This is a genomic window from Enterobacter sp. DC1, from assembly GCF_000568075.1.
Taxonomy (GTDB): Bacteria; Pseudomonadota; Gammaproteobacteria; order Enterobacterales; family Enterobacteriaceae; genus Enterobacter; species Enterobacter asburiae.
This window is the reverse complement of the sequence record NZ_AZUA01000006.1, coordinates 180,020-200,657: the sequence shown is the minus strand read 5'-3', so window position 1 is coordinate 200,657 and position 20,638 is coordinate 180,020. Positions and strand designations below refer to the sequence as shown.

The 20,638-nt window shown below is 46.7% G+C and carries 18 protein-coding genes; 8 read left to right on the top strand and 10 right to left on the bottom strand.

All coding sequences use genetic code 11. From position 1 onward, the window contains the following. Positions 1 to 321: 321 nt before the first annotated feature. Genes P346_RS05065 through P346_RS0121880 form a run of 5 tightly spaced genes read left to right on the top strand, consistent with a single transcriptional unit; the run spans position 322 to position 5,724 of the window. Positions 322 to 843 carry a fimbrial protein gene (locus P346_RS05065; RefSeq protein WP_032661653.1) on the top strand — a complete coding sequence of 174 codons (522 nt, stop codon included), beginning with the start codon at positions 322 to 324 and terminating at the stop codon, positions 841 to 843. A 55-nt stretch (positions 844 to 898) separates the two neighbouring features. Continuing rightward, positions 899 to 1,570 carry a fimbrial biogenesis chaperone gene (locus P346_RS05070; RefSeq protein ID WP_032661758.1) on the top strand — a complete coding sequence of 224 codons (672 nt, stop codon included), beginning with the start codon at positions 899 to 901 and terminating at the stop codon, positions 1,568 to 1,570. Positions 1,571 to 1,611: 41 nt separating this feature from the next. Next, on the top strand, positions 1,612 to 4,185 hold the full coding sequence (locus P346_RS05075) for a fimbria/pilus outer membrane usher protein (RefSeq protein ID WP_084492167.1): 2,574 nt from the start codon (positions 1,612 to 1,614) through the stop codon (positions 4,183 to 4,185). 26 nt (positions 4,186 to 4,211) lie between these two features. Next, entirely contained in the window at positions 4,212 to 5,207 is a 996-nt protein-coding gene (locus P346_RS22990) for a fimbrial protein (RefSeq protein ID WP_084492166.1), read from the top strand. A 13-nt stretch (positions 5,208 to 5,220) separates the two neighbouring features. Next, positions 5,221 to 5,724, top strand: a complete 504-nt coding sequence (locus P346_RS0121880; RefSeq protein WP_050597642.1) for a fimbrial protein — start codon at positions 5,221 to 5,223, stop codon at positions 5,722 to 5,724. 52 nt (positions 5,725 to 5,776) lie between these two features. Here P346_RS0121880 and P346_RS23335 read toward each other — a convergent pair whose 3' ends face one another. The 8 genes from P346_RS23335 to P346_RS05110 all read right to left on the bottom strand — a co-directional run bounded on the left by P346_RS23335 (position 5,777) and on the right by P346_RS05110 (position 15,495). Beyond that, entirely contained in the window at positions 5,777 to 6,070 is a 294-nt protein-coding gene (locus tag P346_RS23335; protein ID WP_152537871.1) for a hypothetical protein, read from the bottom strand. A gap of 175 nt (positions 6,071 to 6,245) precedes the next feature. Then, positions 6,246 to 6,944, bottom strand: coding sequence for a type A chloramphenicol O-acetyltransferase (gene catA / locus P346_RS05080; RefSeq protein WP_032661651.1), 699 nt, complete (start codon positions 6,942 to 6,944; stop codon positions 6,246 to 6,248). A 62-nt stretch (positions 6,945 to 7,006) separates the two neighbouring features. Continuing rightward, the gene (locus tag P346_RS05085; RefSeq protein WP_032661649.1) at positions 7,007 to 8,938 is read right to left on the bottom strand and encodes a putative bifunctional diguanylate cyclase/phosphodiesterase; all 1,932 of its coding nucleotides are present in this window, start codon (positions 8,936 to 8,938) and stop codon (positions 7,007 to 7,009) included. Positions 8,939 to 8,955: 17 nt separating this feature from the next. After that, entirely contained in the window at positions 8,956 to 9,450 is a 495-nt protein-coding gene (locus P346_RS05090; protein WP_032661646.1) for a molybdopterin-dependent oxidoreductase, read from the bottom strand. A 666-nt stretch (positions 9,451 to 10,116) separates the two neighbouring features. Next, a complete protein-coding gene (locus P346_RS22190; RefSeq protein ID WP_050597641.1) occupies positions 10,117 to 10,812 on the bottom strand; it encodes a potassium channel family protein in 696 nt (231 codons plus the stop codon). 445 nt (positions 10,813 to 11,257) lie between these two features. Further along, positions 11,258 to 12,802, bottom strand: coding sequence for a DHA2 family efflux MFS transporter permease subunit (locus P346_RS05100; protein ID WP_032661641.1), 1,545 nt, complete (start codon positions 12,800 to 12,802; stop codon positions 11,258 to 11,260). Between the two features lie 13 nt (positions 12,803 to 12,815). Beyond that, on the bottom strand, positions 12,816 to 13,958 hold the full coding sequence (locus P346_RS05105) for an HlyD family secretion protein (RefSeq protein ID WP_032661638.1): 1,143 nt from the start codon (positions 13,956 to 13,958) through the stop codon (positions 12,816 to 12,818). A gap of 49 nt (positions 13,959 to 14,007) precedes the next feature. Then, positions 14,008 to 15,495 carry an efflux transporter outer membrane subunit gene (locus P346_RS05110; RefSeq protein ID WP_193743816.1) on the bottom strand — a complete coding sequence of 496 codons (1,488 nt, stop codon included), beginning with the start codon at positions 15,493 to 15,495 and terminating at the stop codon, positions 14,008 to 14,010. Between the two features lie 188 nt (positions 15,496 to 15,683). Here P346_RS05110 and P346_RS05115 point away from each other — a divergent pair, with 188 nt between their 5' ends. Next, positions 15,684 to 16,328 (top strand): TetR/AcrR family transcriptional regulator, encoded by a 645-nt coding sequence (locus tag P346_RS05115; RefSeq protein WP_029739731.1) that lies wholly within the window; start codon positions 15,684 to 15,686, stop codon positions 16,326 to 16,328. 123 nt (positions 16,329 to 16,451) lie between these two features. After that, positions 16,452 to 16,856: a helix-turn-helix domain-containing protein gene (locus P346_RS05120; protein ID WP_029739732.1), complete on the top strand. Its 405-nt coding sequence runs from the start codon at positions 16,452 to 16,454 to the stop codon at positions 16,854 to 16,856. Positions 16,857 to 16,868: 12 nt separating this feature from the next. Here the strand turns inward: P346_RS05120 and P346_RS05125 are convergent, their stop codons facing one another. Both P346_RS05125 and P346_RS05130 read right to left on the bottom strand, forming a co-directional pair. Continuing rightward, positions 16,869 to 18,653 (bottom strand): sensor domain-containing diguanylate cyclase, encoded by a 1,785-nt coding sequence (locus tag P346_RS05125; RefSeq protein ID WP_032661634.1) that lies wholly within the window; start codon positions 18,651 to 18,653, stop codon positions 16,869 to 16,871. A gap of 120 nt (positions 18,654 to 18,773) precedes the next feature. Further along, the gene (locus P346_RS05130; RefSeq protein WP_032661632.1) at positions 18,774 to 19,883 is read right to left on the bottom strand and encodes an AI-2E family transporter; all 1,110 of its coding nucleotides are present in this window, start codon (positions 19,881 to 19,883) and stop codon (positions 18,774 to 18,776) included. 167 nt (positions 19,884 to 20,050) lie between these two features. On the opposite strand from P346_RS05130, the gene P346_RS05135 reads away from it, so the two are divergent. Further along, positions 20,051 to 20,434, top strand: coding sequence for a GFA family protein (locus P346_RS05135; protein ID WP_032661629.1), 384 nt, complete (start codon positions 20,051 to 20,053; stop codon positions 20,432 to 20,434). The last annotated feature ends 204 nt before the right edge of the window (positions 20,435 to 20,638 follow it).

Sequence of the window (20,638 nt, the reverse complement as noted above, 5' to 3'; positions counted from 1 at the left end):
GGCTTGCCCTCACGTTGCTGATAAAGACATTACTAATATCGTGGTGTGTTAATCAACCGGGAGCAGATCATTAAATGTCATGTTATTTAACATTAATCAATTAGATCTATGAAAATTGAGTCCTATTTTGGAACTGAGATTATTTGAAAGTCATCTTCTCGATTTGTAATATCTTTCCTAGATGTTACCTCATGATGTGTCAATATTTAAGCCGGAATGAGGTTATATCATGAAGAATGATCTTCATTATATTGAGCATAAGCATCATGTACCTATGATCAATATTTCAGTCCATCTCTCATTAACGTTTAACTGGATGTTATGATGTTTAAGAAAACTACTTTAGCCGTCTTTTTTATGCTACCTATAATTTCTGCCTATGCAGTTGATGGTTCCGTTAATTTCACCGGTGAAATTGTGGATGCTGCCTGCAAGGTAGATGTGGGTGCAAGCAGTGCTCTTTCCGTTGACCTTGGAAAAGTGCAAAAATCAGCACTTACCGGGGACGGCAGCACTGCTTCTGCAACTAAATTTACCTTAAAACTGTCTTCTTGTCCTTCAACTATTACCAAAGCAGCGGTAAAATTTGCCGGTACGCCTTACGATAACGATGATTCTATTCTTGCATTAACCAGCGGTACGGGTGTTGCCACTGGTGTGGGTATTCAGTTACTGGATGCGGGAAATGCTGTTTTGCCTCTTTTCACCGATTCCACTTCTTATACACTCGTAGCAGATGACGAAAACGATCTTGATTTCTATGCTCGTTATATTCAAAAAGGTACCACTGTAGTGGCCGGTAAGGCCAATGCTACTGCTAGTTTTACTATTGACTATCAGTAATTTTCCTTTTCTAGCAGGGCTTAAAGTCCTGCTATTATTTTTTAGAGTTATTTATATGAAAGTATTACGTACTTGTCTGCTAACAGGATTGTTACTTACTATGGTTGGCGCTCAAGCAGGTGTTGTTGTCGGCGGCACTCGCTTAGTGTATGACGGTGCGAAGAAGGAATCTTCTATTAACGTCAATAACCCAGATGAAACACCATACCTTATTCAGTCTTGGGTTGAGTCGCAGAGTAATAGTAGTACAGCAAATATTCCTTTTATAATTACTCCACCACTTTTTCGCCTGGATGGAGAACAACAAAATGTTTTACGTGTTGTAAAAGTCGGTAACCTGCCAGAAGACCATGAGTCTTTGTACTGGTTGAATGTGAAATCTATTCCATCAGGGAAACAGATGGAAAATACACTTCAAATTGCAGTGCGTACACGTATCAAATTAATTTATCGCCCTTCAGCACTAAAAAACAGTGTGCCAGAAGACCAAACTGACAAATTGATCTGGACTAAAGATGGCAATCAGTTACGTCTTAAAAATCCAACGTCATATTACATGAATTTTAACGAAATCAGTGTTGGTGGTAAGAAACTAGATAATGTCACTTATATTCCTCCGGGAGACACGATTACATTTACATTACCAAATAAAGATAATGTTGTTAAATGGAAAATTATAAGTGATTACGGTTCAATTGGCCCAGTCCACGAATCAAACATTAATTAAATGTCGGTTTTATTTATAAATCGGTTAGAAATGATTAATTTATGAGAATAAAAAAACCATTTTATTTTGTTCCAAAGCTGTCTTCTGTTTGTCTTCTTTCACTACTTTCTCCAGCAATTGCAATGGCGACTGATAGTGCGAAATCAATTGAAAACGGGGAGGTTTATTTCAATCCGGATTTATTGAATGTTGGAAGGACAACTCAGGAACATATTGATCTCTCTGTTTTCGAACATGGAGCTCAGGCCCCTGGGAAATACCGCGTTGACATAATATTAAATGATGAAAAAGTAGATGCTCGTGAAGTGCTTTTTCTTCTAAACAATAAGGATGGTAAAAATACTCTACAGCCATGCCTGAGCGTAAAGGAACTACAGGGATATGGTGTAAAAACTTCACTTTTTGCATCGGTCACAGATCCTAATGCTGAGTGTTTTGACATTAACAGTATCCCGCAGGCTGATGTTAAATTTTTATTTAATAGTCAGAAACTCCTGTTAACTATTCCCCAGGCGTTGATGACCCCGAAAGCGCGTGGTTACGTTGACCCTGTATTATGGGACGACGGAATTAATGCAATGCTGTTGAATTACAGCATTGCTGGTGATCAAACCAATTATAAAAATATATCTGGGCATGATAGCAACAGTCAGTACGCTAATTTACGCCCGGGGCTGAATATCGGACCATGGCGGTTTCGTAATTACTCCACCTGGAACCGTGATACTGAAGGGAAAAGTAACTTCGATAGCATATATACTTACATTCAACGGAATGTTGTAAGCCTAAAAGGCCAAATGACGATCGGTGATAGTAGTTCCCCGTCAGATGTATTTGACAGTGTGCCGTTTCGCGGGGCACAACTTGCTTCAGATGACGAAATGTACCCTGAAAGTCAACGTGGCTATGCCCCAATTGTGCGGGGAATTGCACGTACCAATGCTCAGGTGGTGATACGTCAGAACGGTTATGAAATTTATCGTAGCTATGTCACTCCTGGCGCATTTGAGATTACCGATATGTACCCAACCGGCGGGTCTGGTGATCTCGATGTTACCATTAAGGAGTCTGATGGTTCTGAACAACATTTAATTGTACCGTTTGCTTCTTTGCCAGTTTTGCAACGTGAAGGACATCTGAAATATAGCGGCACTGTTGGGCAATATCGCTCATATAGTGACAGTGTTGATAAAACGCGTTTCCTTCAAGCAACGGGCATTTACGGTTTAGCGCAGGGTATTACTGTTTATGGTGGTATACAAGCTGCAGAGCATTATCGGAGTATGGCACTGGGCGTGGGTAAAAATATGGGCGATGTGGGAGCATTGTCAGTTGATACCACAGTGGCCGATTCAGAAATAAATGGCAGTGATACCAGTCAGGGTACATCCTTTCGTATGAGGTACAGCAAAGACATTACACAGACTGGTACTAATTTGGCTATAGCTGGTTACCGCTACTCGACAAGTGGTTATTATACGTTGGGTGAAACGCTGAATACCTGGAGCAATGACAATAACAACAACAATGTTAACCGAGCCCGAAATAGAGAAGATATTACTATTACCCAGACACTAGGCGAAAATATGGGTAATATGGCGCTTTCGGCCGTTCACGAAGATTACTGGGATGCCGCAAGAAGTAACGAATCCTATAGTGCAGGATATAACAATTCATGGAAAGATATTAACTATAGTATTAACTATACATACAGTCGTAATGGGACTATTGATGGTAGCAATGACGGGACTACGATTTATGATAAAAACCAAATCTTATCTCTGAACATTAATGTCCCGTTCAGCAATTTCATGCCCAACCACACCATCAATGCCAGCTATGGCATGACTGGTACAAAAGGAACTGGCACCAGTCATACTGTGGGTTTGAGCGGTACCATGCTGGAAGATAATAATCTGAGCTGGAACGTACAAAACGGCTATGCCACTAATGAAGTCAGTTCTACCGGTAGTTTGAACGCTGATTATCGCGCTACTTATGGAGAAGTGAATGGGGGCTATAGTTATGACCATGATAGTACCCGTCTGAATTATGGTGTATCTGGTGGTGTTGTCCTGCATAACGATGGATTAACACTAAGCCAGCCGCTGGGTGAGACTATCGCTTTGGTGAAAGCACCTGGTGCGGCGGGTGTAAAGGTCAGTGGACAAACGGGTGTAAGAACTGATTTCCGTGGCTATACGGTAGTACCTTATGAAACCGCATACCGCAAAAACAGTGTTCAATTAGACACAGAATCTCTCGGAGATAATGTTGATTTAAAGCAGACTAATAAAACCATAATCCCTACTCGTGGTGCCGTCGTGCGTGCAGAGTATGTTGCTCGTATTGGTGTCAGGGCTCTTGTCACTTTAAAATTACCTAACGGTACATATGTTCCATTCGGTGCTACGGTGAAAATTGACAATGACGATTCTGGAGAAGGTTTTATAGTCGGAGAGCAGGGTGAGGTATATATTACCGGGCTTCCTGAGGAAGGCGTTCTTGTGGCAAATGATGGCGGTAATGAAGGTAATATATGTAAGACAAGTTATGCAATTAAAAAAGAAGATGTCAGTATAACTCTTCCACGATTAAATTTAACTTGTAATTAACAACCCGACAATATTGGTTATTACTAATGAAATTAAATGCGACATATTCATTGCTTATGAGGCGTGCCTTCACAATTATTTTTTTTGCATCAATTAATGTGTTTGTTTCGACATATTGTTATGCAGATGGATGTACTTCTTTTACACAGCAAAGTGAATCGATTAATTTTGGTGATGTTACTGTTCAGCCCGGTGCGAAAATTGGGGATGTAATTTTCAAAGGAATATCTAATCCAGCCGGAGGATTCACAACAGGATGCAGTGGTACAATTACCTTTCAAGATCTTTTAGTCTATTCGAGCAAGCTAAGCTCTTATGGAAATAATGTATACGATACCAATATTAGTGGCGTTGGTATAAGGGTTTACGATGCGTTAACTCCAGGATATATTGCAAAAAATCCAGCGGCAGTTTATGGGTTTTCTAATGTATATCCATATGTCGTGTATACAAATAATGGTGGGCTAACGTTTGAATTAATCAAGACAGGGCCTATTGTAGGGGGGCAGTTTAGGACAGGTCTGGCAGTCACGTATAGATTTATCAAGACCGATGGAACTTATTCTGATACTGGGTTAGATATTTCAGTGAGTGGCGGTTCGATAAGCGACACTACGTGTAACGTTGGTAGCAAAAACATAACTATTCCGTTTGGAACACTATCAGCTGATATTTTTACAGGGGTAGGAAGTACAAGTTCGCCACAAAAACTTTCACTTGATATGCAATGTACGCCGGACAGGAATTTAACAATGAATCTTTCCGGCACTCAAAGTGCTGACGTATCAGATAATTCCGTCCTTGCATTAACAGGTGCTGGAGGTGACGGTGTTGCTACAGGATTAGGTGTTCAGATTTTATTAAATGAACAACCAATGAAATTGAACGAACCCACCGCTATTGCAACTGGTTCTGGTGATATGTCTAGTGTTAATTTTGGAGCAAGATACTATCAGACAAAAAACATAGTCTCGGCTGGTGAAGCGAATGCTACCGCCACCCTCAATATTACTTATTATTAAAAGAGAGCAATGCATGAGGCAACTATTAATTTTTGTTGTGTTCTTTTTAAGAATATTTGAAGCCAATGCGGCGGGAACTTCGGTTAATATCAACATTACCGGGAAAATAATAACACCTCCTTGTGTTGTTGATACAAATACCGTCAACCAGACCGTGGACTTGAAAAAGGATTATGTTCATAATCTGACAGCGGGCAACGGGAGTAGCTGGACATCATTCCAGCTTTCCTTAAGTAAATGCCCCACTAATTGGACTAGCGTGACAGTTGCGTTTACTGGCACTCCAGCCGCTGATGATAGTTACTTTGCCAATAGCGGCACTGCAAAAGGAGTTGTTTTACAGATTAGCGACAGTGGGCATAAAACAAGCTATGGTAATGGTGATAAGATAACTGAAACGGTGGATGAAACCCGTAATGTAACATTCCCACTTGAGGCAAGAATGTATAGCCCTGATGGTCAGGCAACGGGAGGGAGTTTTAACGCATTAGTACAAGTCGACTTTACTTATCAATAAACGAATACAATTGAATGCATAATCAATCTGAATGAAATTATCTAGCTATGGCTTATTGAACCACAGAAAGATATTCATCCTGTGCCAGTAGCGTGATCACATCGCCAGCAATTTCGTGTCGAATTCCTGGCGTTTTACTTGTGCGATGTGCAGCGACAGTTAGGGGATGCCAATTGAAACTGGCTGCAATCTGTCTTACCTCATCAACAGCAATGAATGTGTCATTTTGAGCGTAAGTATTGAGCGGACTGTATCGAAGGAAACCCGCTCTGCGGCAGTTAGTGGCACAGCTTTTTTTAAGCTCGGTGATTATGATTCGCTGCGCTTCAGCACCAATTTTGCTCACTACCTCGACGATCCCAGTTTGTCCAAAAAGCTTACCTCGTCACTTCGGGTATTATCATCTTTGTATCTTAAAGCCGGAATTGCATTGGTTCACTGTCCTTTGGGCATCAGGAAAAATGTTCTGCACTCGTTTTGTCAGTGCAGCCGGGATGCTCAATCCTGGCATTTTTAAATCTTCAACCAGCGACGTTAGGTTCATTAGCCATATGTTCCTCTGGCTGCCGCGACAAACCATCACACATCTCCTGCAGCTCATTAAACATCCTTGCCACATGGAAACCATCGCACACCGAGTGATGTACCTGCACCGCTAGCGGCAACAACACTTTCCCATCCTGCTCGTAGTATTTTCCAAACGTGAACATAGGGGAAAAGAAGTTCTTCATGTGCGCAATGTTCATCGTAAAGTTCGTAAACGTTACCCAGGGAATAGACGATACGAAAAAGACATTTTCCCGGGACTCTTCCTTCGGCCAGTAAGAAAGGTTATTGCCATAGCGGGCAACGTCTCCCGCATACGTATTCTGGAAGTGCTGAATATTGCCGTCGAAGTGGCTCCACAATGATGAAAAGGTCTCTGTTTCAGGGTGGAAAATGGTATAGCTGGGATGAATTTCATTCCATATGACAAGCTCATTGTCCTTCATGGCCATACGGAATTCCGGATGCCGGTTCATGATTTTAGAGAGGAGGAAAATAATCGTCGGGTAAAACTTCCAGCCGACCTCTTTGATATGTTTTCGCAGCGCGGTGATGTCGATCAGAACCGTTTGGTTAATTGTACACTCAGCGAATGACTGGAATACCTCAAAATGCTCTTTCCTTGGCCAACGAGATAAATCAACAGGCGTGTAGTCCGGGGCTGTTTTTTTCATTGTTTAACCTTTGATTATCAATCGCCTAAAGGGATTTGGGCCAGAAAAGCCGCGCAACCATTTCAACCGTATCTAATCTTCCTGTCAATCTCAGCCTGTGGTTTTCCGAACAGATATCCCTGCACGAGATCGCAGCCAAGCGCCTGAAGACGTTCAAGCTGCGCTTCGGTTTCCACACCTTCCGCAATGACCCTCATATTGAGGCTCTTCGCCATGCCGGTAATCAATTTAACGATATTAAGGGCATCATCCTGCGTGGATATCGGGTTCACAAAGGATTTGTCGATTTTAATTTTATCAAAATTCAGTTCACTCAGTCTGGAGAGCGACGAATAACCCGTTCCGAAATCATCGATTGAAATTCTTACACCCAGCGCTCTCAGCTTTTTGAGAATAGTGATCGGCGTGTTGCTGTCGCTGAAGAGCGATGACTCCGTAACCTCTAATTCAAGACGGTTTGCCGGAAGCCCTGTCTCCTTCAGGATGGACTGTACCATCGTCGTAAACGATTTCGTGCCCAGCTGAACGGGTGAGACGTTCACAGAGATCCTTGCCGGAACCGCCCAGGAAACCGCTTCCCGGCAGGCAAGCTCAAGCACATTTTTGCCGATCTGGTTGATCATCCCCGTTTTTTCAGCGACAGAAATAAAGTAATCAGGTGACAGAATCCCCTTCACCGGGTGTATCCAGCGAATAAGCGCTTCATAGCCGTAAATTTCATTGCTGAATGAATCGACAATAGGCTGGTAATAAACAACGAATTCATGGTTATCGATCGCCAGTGCCATATCATGTTCAAGGGTTCGGCTTTCCTGTAACTTTTGCAGCATCCATTGACGGAAAACTTTTATCTGCTGTGAACCCTCTTTTTTGGCTTCGTAGAGCGCCAGATCGGCAAATTTATAAAGGTAGTCAGAACGCCGTTCATTATCAGATAAAACGATACCCACACAGGTGGCGATTTTTATCAGCTGGTTATTAATCGTATAGGGCTGGCTGATATATTCGCTGATTTCTTTGGCGCGCGAAACGGCTGCTGTTTCGGTGAGGCCACTGGACAGCAGGGCGAACTCGTCTCCGCCCAAGCGGTAAAACGTATCAGTGGCGCTGCTCATTGAGGTGAGGCGTCTGGATACCTGATTCAACAGCAAATCTCCGGCATCATGGCCATAGGTATCGTTGACCTCTTTGAAGCGGTCTAAATCAAATAACATCACCGTGACGGGGATGTGGTTTTTATCGGCCTGAAGATTAATTTTGTTGAGATCGTCCCAGAAGAAAAGGCGGTTTTTCATGCCGGTGAGGGAGTCATGATAAACATCATACTCCAGCTTAGCGTTCTGAATTTGCAGCTTTTCTTTTGATATCTGAAGTTCGTCAGCAAGGCTTTTAACCTGCATGTGCGCTTTGAGAATGTTTTTATTCTGGTAGATCATTAAGAAACCAAGAATAAAGCTTAATATCACCAGCAGTAATGAAAGCGCGGAGTAAATATAGTAAAGGATCTGTATTTTATGGTTGGATTCATTAACCGTGTTAATATCTTTCGTCAGTGCCGTGGCTGAAAGCTGGCTAAGAGGTGCATCGAGATCATGCATATTTGTCAGGTATGCCTGTAATTCTGGGTGGCTCATTTTTTCAAGATGGCTATCCAGATAGGTCAGTATTTTCTCTAAGCGCAAAGCAAGCTCCTGATGCGCTTTATCGCTGTCAATATAGCGACCTAAATCTCCACCCTTCATTAAATCGCTCTGGCTGAGCATAATTTCGAGACGCATGCGGACCTGGTCTATCGTAACGTCATCGGTATCGGTTGCGTATAGACCAAGCCATGATTCAAAACGGTAATACTCTGATACCAGTTGTGCCACGGACCAGGACTCAGTGTATTGAGTCAGTTTTTGCAATTCCTGCTGTCGATCGTAAACAAGGAATGCAATATATCCTGTCGTGATAAAAAGAGAAAAAATGATACCAACCAGTATCCTGTTCATTATGTTCTCCTGAACGACTACTCAATCTTCATTTTGCTAACCTGCCATGCTGAACGCGAGTAATAAATTTGATTATTCAACTCAGGAAGACTGTCATAGGGGTATACAATGAAAGATGGACCTTTATCGCGAATGCGCATATATTCGCCATTGATCTTTAAGGCAAGTATGGCGTTGTATTTTTTAAAGTCGCTGAGAGGGATCACGGTAGAGTAATCATTGAGCGCAATAACATTAACGTTAGTTCCCTTCGCACCCACATACTCCATGAGTTTGTTCATTGGAACACCCTCAAACTTCGTACGACCATTATACCAGGGAGATGTCGTCTCGAAACTCACTACTCCGAGTTTTTCAAGGCTGGCGAGATCAAACACTGCTTTTCCATTTTCATTGGTATTTTCTATATTACCGTAAATCGTTAAAATGGGTTTACCAACTGGTTTTGGCAGTTCGCCAGCCCAGGTTACACTTTGTACGAGACAGCATAACAGCAGTAGGGTTAATCGCATTTTGACCTCCACCTTTTGAACACAAGTATAAGAATTATAATTTAGATATCACACGAGTTTATATATTTTGTTGAGGAGTAATGGTTTTTAGAATTTTTACTGATTTAATTTCAATAAAATCAATCACTTAGTGATTTATGTTGAGAGGGTGTAAGACAGTCTGACGACGCTTAACTTTTTGATAAAAGCTAAAGTTGCTTGCATAAGCTCTCTTGTGTTTAAAAAATGATCGCTTTAATTGATTGTAATCCTCTTACCCCACTGATTTTACCCGTGATGAAACGGCGAGTGTGCAACTGCTCAGCATGGGTATCGCCCTCCTGGAAGTGGCGCGGCCAGCGCTGTGCACAATTCGTCCACCTCAAGTGAAAATCCGCACGTTCCGCTGCTCCCGACGGGATGAATACTATCCTGCCGGTTTGCGCAGGCAACACGCCTGCTAAAAACGCTAACGCCTGCAGAATGAGCTTTTTCTTATGCCATGGCAGAAAATGTAAATAATGAAGAGAAGGGGTTGTGAGATATTATCGATGAGATCGTCAGTTTACGGTTTCAATCTGTGTCTGAATAATTGCCTGATTTTTGGACGCTTCTTCCACTGGGAAGCGTCCACTTTTTTCTGCCAGCAAAATGATATATATCCGGCATGTTAAAAATAGCGTTTATTCACTTTTTTGACGCAGGAGTCCTCTGTGCTATATGTAAACCGACTAAAATAGCGATCATTGTTCCCATATAGAATTGCCCCATCACCGCTTCAAGCATCGCCAGATTACGTGCAAAAGGATGTATTGCCAGAATATCTCCATAGCCAAGGGTGGTTAGCGTGGTCAGGCTGAAGTAAAGCATCGTTTCAATTGAGTTATCGTCCGATATTCCTGTACATGCATCTGGAATGAATCCCACCAGTAAACAGTCCAGCAGCGCAAACAAAAGTGAGATATTCAGATAGATCACCATGGCGCCGCGAATGCGATGAAGCGTCACAACACCCTCATCGAAAACCTGTTTGGCTACAATCCAGCTAACATTAAGACAGAAAAAAATCCCTGACAGGAGAACCAGTACCCCTGTGGTTTTGTGCGTGGTCGTTGTTGACCCGAAGGCCAACCCGACCAGACAAAAAGTAAAACTCAGGATAGCCAGATACCTTTTTATATCCTTCGAAACAATGAATACCGAAATCAAGGCCATTGCTGAGAACAACGCATTGTTTAGCCAGTGATAGTTTTTATGTTCGCTCTCCGTAACGGGTGAAATGATAAAAATGGTTAAAACCTGTAGTATTAGAAGAATGGTGAGACAAACATCCTTATAATCGCTATTCTTTTCAATTAGACATTGAAAGTCACTCATTTTCATGATGTTAACCTGAATTTAGCGTTTTTATATATGTCACATCCGGAATATTAATCAGCCGGGAAACGGCTTGCGGCCTATAACGTTACTTGCCTGATGGTTTCAAAGCAGAAAGCCCGTCAGCCATGTTCTGTCAGGATGATTCTCAGGTAATTGTTCAAGGATATGAATTAACGTATTCTGGTTGTCCTGTCCGCTGTTGATAAACCTAAAGAAATTGCTGTCACAATTGCTTTTGTGATATTGCATTTTATAGAACTCTTTTTTCCTTAAAAAAGTACGTTCTAGCCAGTTGAACTTTTTTATTTCCCTTTCAAGGTATTTCATTTCGGAAATTGAAAGGAATATTTTTTTGTACAGAATATCCCGACTGCCCGGCGTATATGATTTACTGTCCATCAGATTTTCTCTGTTTTTTTGATACTCACGTCCTTGTGCTGAATAAATATCAGTGTCCTACAGAAGCGGCATCTACTACTCGCGAAGGTTTCGGTGCTAATGCAATCGCAAATGAAGCGATAAAAAATATCACGCCGATCGACATCATCAGATTATTGGTCGAAAGCATCATGCTCTGGCTGTTTACCATTTTGTCAAAAAGCTCGCGCACAAATTGCCCACCTTGCTGAGGAGCCGAACTGATGTAATGCGAAAGATCGCCAGTAGGGTCGACGACGGACGCCAGTTTGTCATGTGCTATATAGCGCTGGTCCTGCCATGACGTCGTCACGAGCGAGGTGGCAAACGCACCCGATAACGTTCGAACAAAGTTCATTAGCCCCGCGGCTGAAGCCATTTCCGTTTCATCTACAGAGCCCATTGCAAGCCCGGTAATCGGGACGTAGTACAGCGGCATCCCAACGCCCATGAATAACAAAGGTACGCAGATGGACCAGTAGTCCATATCGGTCGTCGCATAGGATCGCCAGAAGGTGTCGAGACCCAGCCAGGCGCAGCCAAAGAAGATAAGAATGCGCGGATCGATTTTGTTGGAGAGGTTAGCGGCAACCGGAGAAAATACCACCTGCAGAAGTCCGCCCCAGGCCACCACAATCCCTGCCCATGTTGTTGTATACCCTAAGTTATATTGTAGCCACAGCGGCGTGAGGACATTCAGACCAAAAAAACATCCAAACGCGAGTGCAAGCACAAACATGCTGGCCGAAAAACCGCGATGGCGGAACACTCTGATATCGACGATCGGATGCTCAGCGGTCAGCTCCCAGATGCAGAAACTTAAAAAGCCGATACAGGCAATAATCGCCAGAACCCAAATTTCTTCTGAGGCAAACCAGTCAAGGTCTTTCCCTTCATCGAGCATGATCTGCAGGGCACCAACCCAGATCACCAATAAAATAAACCCAACGATATCAATAGAGTTATTAACCAGCGTATCTTCGAAGATTTTTAGTACTGACCACGCGACCAATGCGAAAGCAATGGCCATCGGAACGTTGATGATAAACACCCACGACCAGCTGTAATGATCGCAAATCCAGCCACCCAGCACAGGACCTATTACGGGCGCGAGCAATGTTGTCATCGCCCATAATCCCGTCGCCTGCATGGATTTTTCTTTCGGGAAAATACGCAGCAGTAGCGTTTGTGATAAGGCCATCAGGGGGCCTCCCGCCATGCCCTGAAAAACCCTCATCAGCAGCAGCATTCCCAGCGAGGTGGAAAGACCACAAAGCAACGAGAAAACGCCAAACATGAACACGGAAACGCAGAAAACGCGCACGCCGCCGAACCGTGTGGTTAACCATCCTGATAGCGGCACCGTAATGGCTTCAGCCACGGCATAGGCCGTGATGATCCAGGTTCCCTGGCTGGTTCCTGCGCCCAGGGCGCCAGCCATGTTGGGTTGAGTGACGTTTGCAATGGTCATGTTGAGCACAGCTAAAAAGTTAGCCATTGCAAGTACCAGGGCACCAATCCATAACATACCGCCTTTCAGCGAAGGCGGCTCATTATCGATAACTAATGTAGACATGGCCTGGTTTCCGTTATTCACTTTTTAAGTTAACTGTCGCTTTCATGGACAGACCAACCCGCAGCGGATGTGTCGCAAGCTCATCAGCATTGAGTTTGATGCGCACGGGCAAACGCTGAACAACCTTAATCCAGTTACCCGTTGCGTTCTGCGCAGGAATAATTGAAAACGCTGCGCCGGTGCCGCCATCAAAGCCTTCTACGGTTCCATGGAAAGGTACGCTATCGCCATACAGATCGCTTACCAGTTCTACCTTCTGTCCCACTTTCACATGCTGGAGCTGAACTTCCTTGAAGTTGGCATTGACGTGAATTTGCTGCACCGGCACCACGGACAATAACGGTGTGGAAGGCTGGACGCGTTGTCCAAGCTCGACCTGGCGACGAGCAACCACGCCATCGACAGGCGAACGGATCACGGTTCTTTCCAGATCCAGTCTGGCCTGATCGCGCTTGGCTCTGGCGAGAGCAACTTCCGGGTTGGTCTCGGTATTTGCATCCTCAATCATCACGGCATTCGCCTGTCTTGCGCCCACGGCAGCCTGTCTTGCCGCATCTGCTTGCGCCACGGCGGCTTTAGCGGCATTCAGGTTTGCCAGTGCGGAAGCGTAAACGTTTTGAATTCGCGTCAGTTCGTCGCCTGAAATCGCGCCCGTCTGCATTAAGGCTTCGCGTCGCTTGAGGTCAACCGTCGCGCGCTGGAAGTCAGCGTTTGCGGCATCAACCTGGGCCAGCAGGCGTTTTTGCTCTTTCTCATTCGCTACAACTTCTGCGCCGAGTTTTGTGTCGGTGGCCTTATATCCATTTACCCGCCGAATGGACAGGTTCAGGTTTGCTTCCGCCTGATTAAGGGCTAACTCTGCGTCAGTAGGATCCAGCTGGATCAGAACATCGCCTTTTTTTACCACCTGAGAATCCGTGACCAGGATGGCACTGACCGTGCCGGTGATCGCGGAAGAGAGCTGAGCGGACTCAACGTCGGTATAGGCGTTATCGGTTTCAACATATCGGGAACCCACTAATTCCCAATAGGCGAACGAGCCAGCGCCAGCCAGCGCGATGCTTAATGCAAGGTAAGAGAATAAACGTTTTCTTTTTTTCTTTTTGATATCGGATGATTCAATATTTTGATTTTCAATAGCTGCAGAATGACTCATTTTATTTCCTTTCTTTCCACTATTTAGTTATTAACCTGGTGTTAAAAAATCACTGTTTGCTCGAGGTATATCCGCCGCCCAATGCGCGCGCTAATGCGACGTCAATCGTAAAGGCACGGGAATTTACATCGGCTAATTTTCTGCGGGCAGCGACCAGCTCATCTTCCGAGGACAAGACGTCGAGATAGTCAGCAACCTTTCCTTCATACCTTTGTTTGGTGAGGGAATACGCCTTTTCTGCCGACGTGACTGCGCCCTGAGAATAAAGCATCTCGTCTTTCAGAGATGCTCTGCTGGTGAGCGCATCGCTCACTTCCCGAAGTGCATTCGTTAACGTGTCGTTATAAACCTGCACCGCAATGTCATATTCACCGCTGGCGTATTTCAAATCACCCTGGAGCTTCTGCGTATTAAATATTGGCAATGATATGGCCGGGCCAAAGCTGCCAATTGCTGAGCCACTCCGGGTAAGGTTGTTAATACCCAGTGACTGGAAGCCGGCAAAGGCAACCAGATTAACGCTTGGGTAAAAACCAGCTTTTTTCTGTTTGATTTGCTCTGCTGCCGCCTCGGCGCGTAAACGTGCCGCGACAATATCAGGACGTCGACCAATCAGATCCAGCGCAATATTCGGAGGAAGTTCCTCATGCGCTAAAAGCGTTGCCTTAGGCGCGGTGATTGCCAGCGATCTGTCAGGCCCATCGCCGATCAGTGCAGCGAGCTCATGTTTTTTGATCGCAATAGCTTCATCTATTGCCACCAGGTTTGCTTTTGCGTTGAGTTGACGCGTCTCAACCTGTTGAAGGCTGGATAAATCTTCAAGCCCCGCGTCATGTCGTTGCTGGAACAACGCGAGCGTACTGGTTCGTATAGTGAGGGTGTCGTTAAGCGTTTCGCGAACGGTGTATAAATGCGCCAGCTCCGCGTAAACGGTCACAATAGAAGAAGAGAGCACCAGTCTTGTTTGTGCTTCTTCCGCTACAGCCGCCATTTCACCTGACGTTGCAGCCGCGAGCGCGGCGCGGTTTTTACCCCAAAAATCATTTTCCCAGCTCATATCAAGCGTGGTGCGCCCATAGCTGTTCCAGTTTTGAGGCGTTGCGCTTTCAGGCGTCACATAGTTGTAACTCATTTTGTCCCGCATAAAGCTGGCGTTTGCGGTGACCTCAGGGAAAAGCGAACCGCTCGCGCTTTGCGTCATCGCCTGCGCCTGCTTCACGCGAGCTTCGGCGATGTTAAGGGTAGGGGAATTTTTAAGCGCGTCATCAATCAGCCCGTTGAGCTGCTCGTCACCGTATTTCTTCCACCAGTAATCTTTCGGCCACTGGCCGTTCTGATGAGGGAAGCTTTGATCGCTTTTAAGTTGTGAGACCGTCTTCATAGACGGTGGGGTGCCAAGATCGGGGATTATGGCGCATCCGCTCATACTGATGGCGGAAATGACAACACAGCCCATCACTATGCTGGACCGGGTTAAACCGGAAATACGACACCCCGGGAGTGTCTCCTGAAAACCTTTCATCAGTACGCTCGTCATGCTGTTCATTGAGTAGTCCAAATACAGTACCGTACGGTACGGTACACTTTATATCTTGACTTCTGAGCGCCGTCAAATGAAAATGTACTCGTCAGTACGATTACGAACCCTACTATCTGACGTGATTCCGAAATCAGAGAACAAAAAGTGTTGGCCCCGGCCAGACACCTAAACTAACGAGGAAACATATGGATAAAAGAGCGCTTAAACGGCAACAGATCCTGGAGGTCGCATCCGGGCTGTTTCGACAAAAGGGATTTGATGCCACGTCTATCTCAGAAATTAACGCGATTGTTGGTGGCTCAAAATCGACAATTTACAGTCACTTTTCTTCGAAAGAAGAGCTATTTGTAGAATGCATGTCTTCAGAAACTGAACAGTATATAAAAAGCATGACTATTGAAACTGCGGGGCAGGTGCGCCTTTTCAGAAAATCACCACAGCTGGTTATCGAGCAATTTGCCGTTGCCTTTTTACGTTATATTTGCTCTCCGGATATTGTGGATTTGCAAAGATTAATGATTTCCGAGGCCGGAAGATCGGGTATCGGAGAATTATATTATGCGCGAATGCAAAAACTGCGTTCAAACGTTTCGGCGCTTTTTACCGATTTAATGAATCAAAACATCTTAAGAAAAGATGATCCTGTGCTGGCGGCTGAGTATTTTCGTTCTCTTCTCCAGGCCGACATACTGGAGCCTTTGCTTTTAAAAGCAAGAAAGGATCAGCCTGAAGAAAGTGAAATCGTCATGAAAGCGCAGGCCTCCGTTAATGCGTTTATGAAACTGTATGGTCCTGAAAAAATTGAGGATGTAGCAAAGACATCTCTCTAAAATACAGTAAGTGTTCTTTCACCCTATTATTAGGGTGATTTTTCTTTTGGGAATATTTATTTTCAATTGTCATTGGATGACTTTGCCAGCGGCCTTCTTGTAAATAAAATTTCGTGGATACTTATGTGTATAAAGTTTACTCTCTTAAAAGATCGTGAAGCTGTAATTAAGTCTCTTACTCACTGGATTGACTCGAATTTATACCGGCCCATTACCGTTTTAGATGTGGCGCGGAAATCCGGTTATTCATTGGCTTACATTCAGCGAAACTTTCGCCAGGAGTGTGGCATAAGTATAGGTCTCTATATTCGAAGCCGGAAACTTGAAAAAGCCGCGCATATGCTCAGACATACGCAGCTCTCTGTTTCAGATATATTCACGATGTTAGGATACGAGGAGCCGTCAACGTTCAGCAGAGCGTTCTCGAATCAATATGGACTCTCCCCAACCAAATACCGCGAGCAGGCTAAAAAAAGTCACTACATGAATGGATTGTCGATGTTGATTACTGAAGTGACGCGCGAGTAAACCGATACTCCGCTAACCCGCCTCCAGCATCCCAAAACTCACAATCCGCGCACGGCCCAGCTCTTTCGCCCGGTACAGAGCCACATCCGCGGCGCGCAGCAGGTTGTCAGTCTGGGCATGTTGCGGGTAGTTGGCAATCCCAATCGACACGTCTACCGGTCCAATCTCGGTCAGCCCGTAACGAAGCGACAGCTCATGCACGCTATTGTAAATCTTCTGCGCGCAGGCGTGCGCCTCTGGTTCATCGGCACCGGGAAGCAGCACCAGAAACTCCTCGCCACCGTAGCGGAATGCCAGTCCGTTGTCATGGGCGGCCCGCTGAACAATTGACGCCACGCTTTTAATCACCTGGTCGCCCGCTTCATGGCCGAAGCGGTCATTGATGCTCTTGAAGTGATCGATGTCGATCATCATGCAGCTTAACGGCTCGCCGGTGCGCATCGCCTGTGCCGTTTGGGTTTGCAGGGTATCTTCCAGATGATGACGATTACGCAGGCCGGTGAGCGGGTCGAACAAGGCTTTCTCCAGCAACGCGTCGCGCAGGCGTTGGTTTGCCAGCGCCAGACCGAGCGCTTCGGCCATCAGTTCCAGATACGCGCGGGAAGGGGCGTTGTCCGCCGTGATGTTCTGGAAGGAGAGCAGGCCAATGGCCTCGCCCTGGGCGATAAGCGGCACGCACAGGGAACTTTCCGCCTGGGTGGCCGGAAGGTGGTAGCAGGCGATATCCGGCTCACCGTTTACCGGCGGGTGGCTCTGCCCGCGGCGCACGGCCCAGCACTCGTCAGGGTGGAAGCTCGTCTCTTCACCAACCGGTGAAAGCCATTGCGCGACGCAGCGCATCTGCCACGGCTCGCGGTCAAGGACGTAAAGTCGGCCCGCGATCCCCGGCGCGATATTAGGCGCAAACAGCTCCGCCACGTTAATCACATCGTTAAAGTTCTCACACCCCTGCAGCCGCTGGGTCATGCGCGCCAGCAGCTCGCGGATGGCCCAGTCGGCATCGCGCTCTCTTTCCAGACGCTGTCGCGCAAGGCCGTTTTCGCGGAAAATGCGGATCGCCTGGGCCATGTCGCCAATCTCATCAATCTGGTTGAAATTGGGCGTTTCAACCGCGTAATCCTGGGATGCCAGGCGGTGCACCACGTCGCTCAGGCGCACCACGGGACGCAGCACGCGGCGCTTCAATATAAAGCCGAGAACAAACAGGAACAGCAGGGCGGTCAGGCCGACCATCAGCTCAGAGGCCGTACGCAGCGCTTTCGATTTTTTTGTCGCGTCCTGAACGGAGGCGATGACGCGCTTGTCGAGTATCTGGCGGAAGTGATCGATCTGGTTCTGCGCGCGCTCCAGCTCCTGCTCATAGGGCGCACCGTAGAGCAGGGCAACGGCCTGTGCGTCTTCTCCTCGTTCAAGGCTGGAGAGGGCGGTCTGCTGCTCGTCCTGCAGTTCATCGATTATTTTTATGCCTTCGCGCAGCAGGGACAGCTCATCATCCGACGCGCCGTTGTCCCGCAGTTTTTCAAGCCGGAGTTCAACGCTCTTCAGGTTGTTTTCTGACTGGCTATATTCCTTTAACGTTTGCGGATCTTTTTTGATGACGTAAAGGCGTGCTAAATCCGACTGCGCCCAGGCATCGGTTTCGATATCTTCCGTAAGCGCATCAAAACGCTGGCGTTGCTCAACGGCCTGACGTTCAGCAGTATCAGCACTGGACGCCATCAGCATGATGATGCCGGAGGCGATGGTCAGGCAGACCGTGGCACCATAGGCCCAGTTTGTTATCGTCGCGATTCGCACCTGATGATCCTTTTACGACATGAGTAGGATGGCGTTCTTTCAAATTATAGAAAACGTTTGATTTAAGGCGAAAAAAAAGGCGGCACAGCGCCGCCTGGTGTGGTCTTTATCGTCACATCCTCACAATTCTGGAGGATTTTTTCCTTCTTCGATGAAGTCGGGGTCCAGCTCTTCGGCGTTACCTTCGTGATCGCGCCCTGAGAAGAGGTTCCAGCAGGCGATAAACAGCGCGGCAATGAGCGGCCCAATCACAAAGCCGTTAATGCCGTACAGCTCCATGCCGCCGAGGGTGGAGATCAGAATCAGGTAGTCCGGCATTTTGGTGTCTTTCCCGACCAGCAGCGGACGCAAAATGTTGTCCACCAGCCCGACGATAATCACGAAGAAGCCGACAATAAACAGCCCTTGCCACAGCTGATGGGTAGCGAACAGGAAGATGGCGGCGGGCACCCAGACAATCGCCGAGCCGATGGCGGGCACCAGCGAGAGGAAGGCCATCAGCGCGCCCCAGAGCACGCTGCCGTCAATACCCGCAATCGCAAACGCAATCCCGCCGAGTATGCCCTGAACCACCGCCACCGCCGCCGTACCTTTTACTGTGGCACGCGACACGCCGACGAATTTGGCGAACAGGTGCTGCTTGGCGAAATCAGACAGCGGCAGGGAGTCGAGGATCTGGCGCACCAGATACGGGCCGTCTTTCAGCAGGAAGAACAGCAGATAAAGCATGATGCCGAAGCTAATCGCAAAGCCAAACGTGCCCTTGCCAATCAGAAACGCGCTGCCGGCGAGATACTGTCCGCCCTGCAGGGCGACGTCGGAGAGTTTTTTCTGGATCTGCGCTGCGTTGGTCAGGTTGTGATCCGCCAGGAAGCCGCTGGCCCAGTCAGGCAGATGGTTGAAGATGCTCGCCACCACTTCCGGAAACTGGGTATTGTTCTCCTGGAGCTTCGTGTACACCATGTTCAGCTCAATGGCGAGCGAGGAGAGGATCACCATCAGCGGGATAAAGACGATCAGGCAGATAATGCCAATGGTCAACAGCGAGGCAAGCCCGTTGCGATCCCCCAGCGCGGCGCGCAGTTTGTTTTTCACCGGGTTAAAGATGATGGTCAGGATGGCGGCCCACAAAATCGCGGAGAAGTAGGGCGACAGCACATCGAAGAAGGCCCAGGTGACGAGGGCGAGAATAAAAATGAAGAAACCTTTGGTCAGTCCATTAAAGCGCATAGTGATTCCTGGTAACGAATAAGCAGTGTCGACTATAGAACTGATTTGAGGATTTACCAATAATTCTGCGGCTGGCGTGCCGGGCGATGGCTTCGCCTGACCCGGACTATAAAATCTCAATAATGTGTTATGTTTTGATGAGATTTTAAACAGCTCAGGACGACAGCATGGAAAAGGTCTTTTCAGGCGGGTGCTTATGCGGCGCGGTTCGCTTTACCGCTGCGAACGGGGGCAATGTGCACACCTGTTCGTGCGATATCTGTCAGAAGCACACTGGCGCACAAACCGTCGTATGGATTGAGTTCCCGGCGGAAAACGTGCAGTGGACCGGTCCGGGCGGACGTCCGGCGACATGGCGATCGTCGGACTACTCCAGCCGGGCGTTTTGCTCCACCTGCGGCAGTTCTATCGGCGCGATTGATGATTCACCCACCGTTGCCTTATTTACCGGCGTGTTTGACGATCCGGATCAGCCGGAGTTTGCCCCGGAAAATCACTCCTTCGATGACATGATGCCTGCCTGGTGGCGACATACCATGAGGGAAGCGTAAAAGTATGATCCGAGGGTTCGTCGATACCACTTTCGCCTGACCGAGAATCTCAGTTATTCACGCCATGCTGTAAGCATCTGCTTGCGGAGGTGCTTATGGCCTGGCGTCCGATTCTTTATGTGATCCTCACAACCCATCCCCGACTCAGCGCGCGGCGCGCCCGTCTGCGTCTGGTCATCTAGCTTTTTATTAACAATCGCGGTA

Excerpts from the sequence above, each read along its gene's own strand:
- P346_RS05065 (WP_032661653.1), top strand. The coding sequence starts at position 322 with ATGATGTTTAAGAAAACTACTTTAGCCGTCTTTTTTATGCTACCTATA.
- P346_RS05070 (WP_032661758.1), top strand. The coding sequence starts at position 899 with ATGAAAGTATTACGTACTTGTCTGCTAACAGGATTGTTACTTACTATG.
- P346_RS05075 (WP_084492167.1), top strand. The coding sequence starts at position 1,612 with ATGAGAATAAAAAAACCATTTTATTTTGTTCCAAAGCTGTCTTCTGTT.
- P346_RS22990 (WP_084492166.1), top strand. The coding sequence starts at position 4,212 with ATGAAATTAAATGCGACATATTCATTGCTTATGAGGCGTGCCTTCACA.
- P346_RS0121880 (WP_050597642.1), top strand. The coding sequence starts at position 5,221 with ATGAGGCAACTATTAATTTTTGTTGTGTTCTTTTTAAGAATATTTGAA.
- catA (WP_032661651.1), bottom strand. The coding sequence starts at position 6,944 with ATGAAAAAAACAGCCCCGGACTACACGCCTGTTGATTTATCTCGTTGG.
- P346_RS05085 (WP_032661649.1), bottom strand. The coding sequence starts at position 8,938 with ATGAACAGGATACTGGTTGGTATCATTTTTTCTCTTTTTATCACGACA.
- P346_RS05090 (WP_032661646.1), bottom strand. The coding sequence starts at position 9,450 with ATGCGATTAACCCTACTGCTGTTATGCTGTCTCGTACAAAGTGTAACC.
- P346_RS22190 (WP_050597641.1), bottom strand. The coding sequence starts at position 10,812 with ATGAAAATGAGTGACTTTCAATGTCTAATTGAAAAGAATAGCGATTAT.
- P346_RS05100 (WP_032661641.1), bottom strand. The coding sequence starts at position 12,802 with ATGTCTACATTAGTTATCGATAATGAGCCGCCTTCGCTGAAAGGCGGT.
- P346_RS05105 (WP_032661638.1), bottom strand. The coding sequence starts at position 13,958 with ATGAGTCATTCTGCAGCTATTGAAAATCAAAATATTGAATCATCCGAT.
- P346_RS05110 (WP_193743816.1), bottom strand. The coding sequence starts at position 15,495 with ATGACGAGCGTACTGATGAAAGGTTTTCAGGAGACACTCCCGGGGTGT.
- P346_RS05115 (WP_029739731.1), top strand. The coding sequence starts at position 15,684 with ATGGATAAAAGAGCGCTTAAACGGCAACAGATCCTGGAGGTCGCATCC.
- P346_RS05120 (WP_029739732.1), top strand. The coding sequence starts at position 16,452 with ATGTGTATAAAGTTTACTCTCTTAAAAGATCGTGAAGCTGTAATTAAG.
- P346_RS05130 (WP_032661632.1), bottom strand. The coding sequence starts at position 19,883 with ATGCGCTTTAATGGACTGACCAAAGGTTTCTTCATTTTTATTCTCGCC.
- P346_RS05135 (WP_032661629.1), top strand. The coding sequence starts at position 20,051 with ATGGAAAAGGTCTTTTCAGGCGGGTGCTTATGCGGCGCGGTTCGCTTT.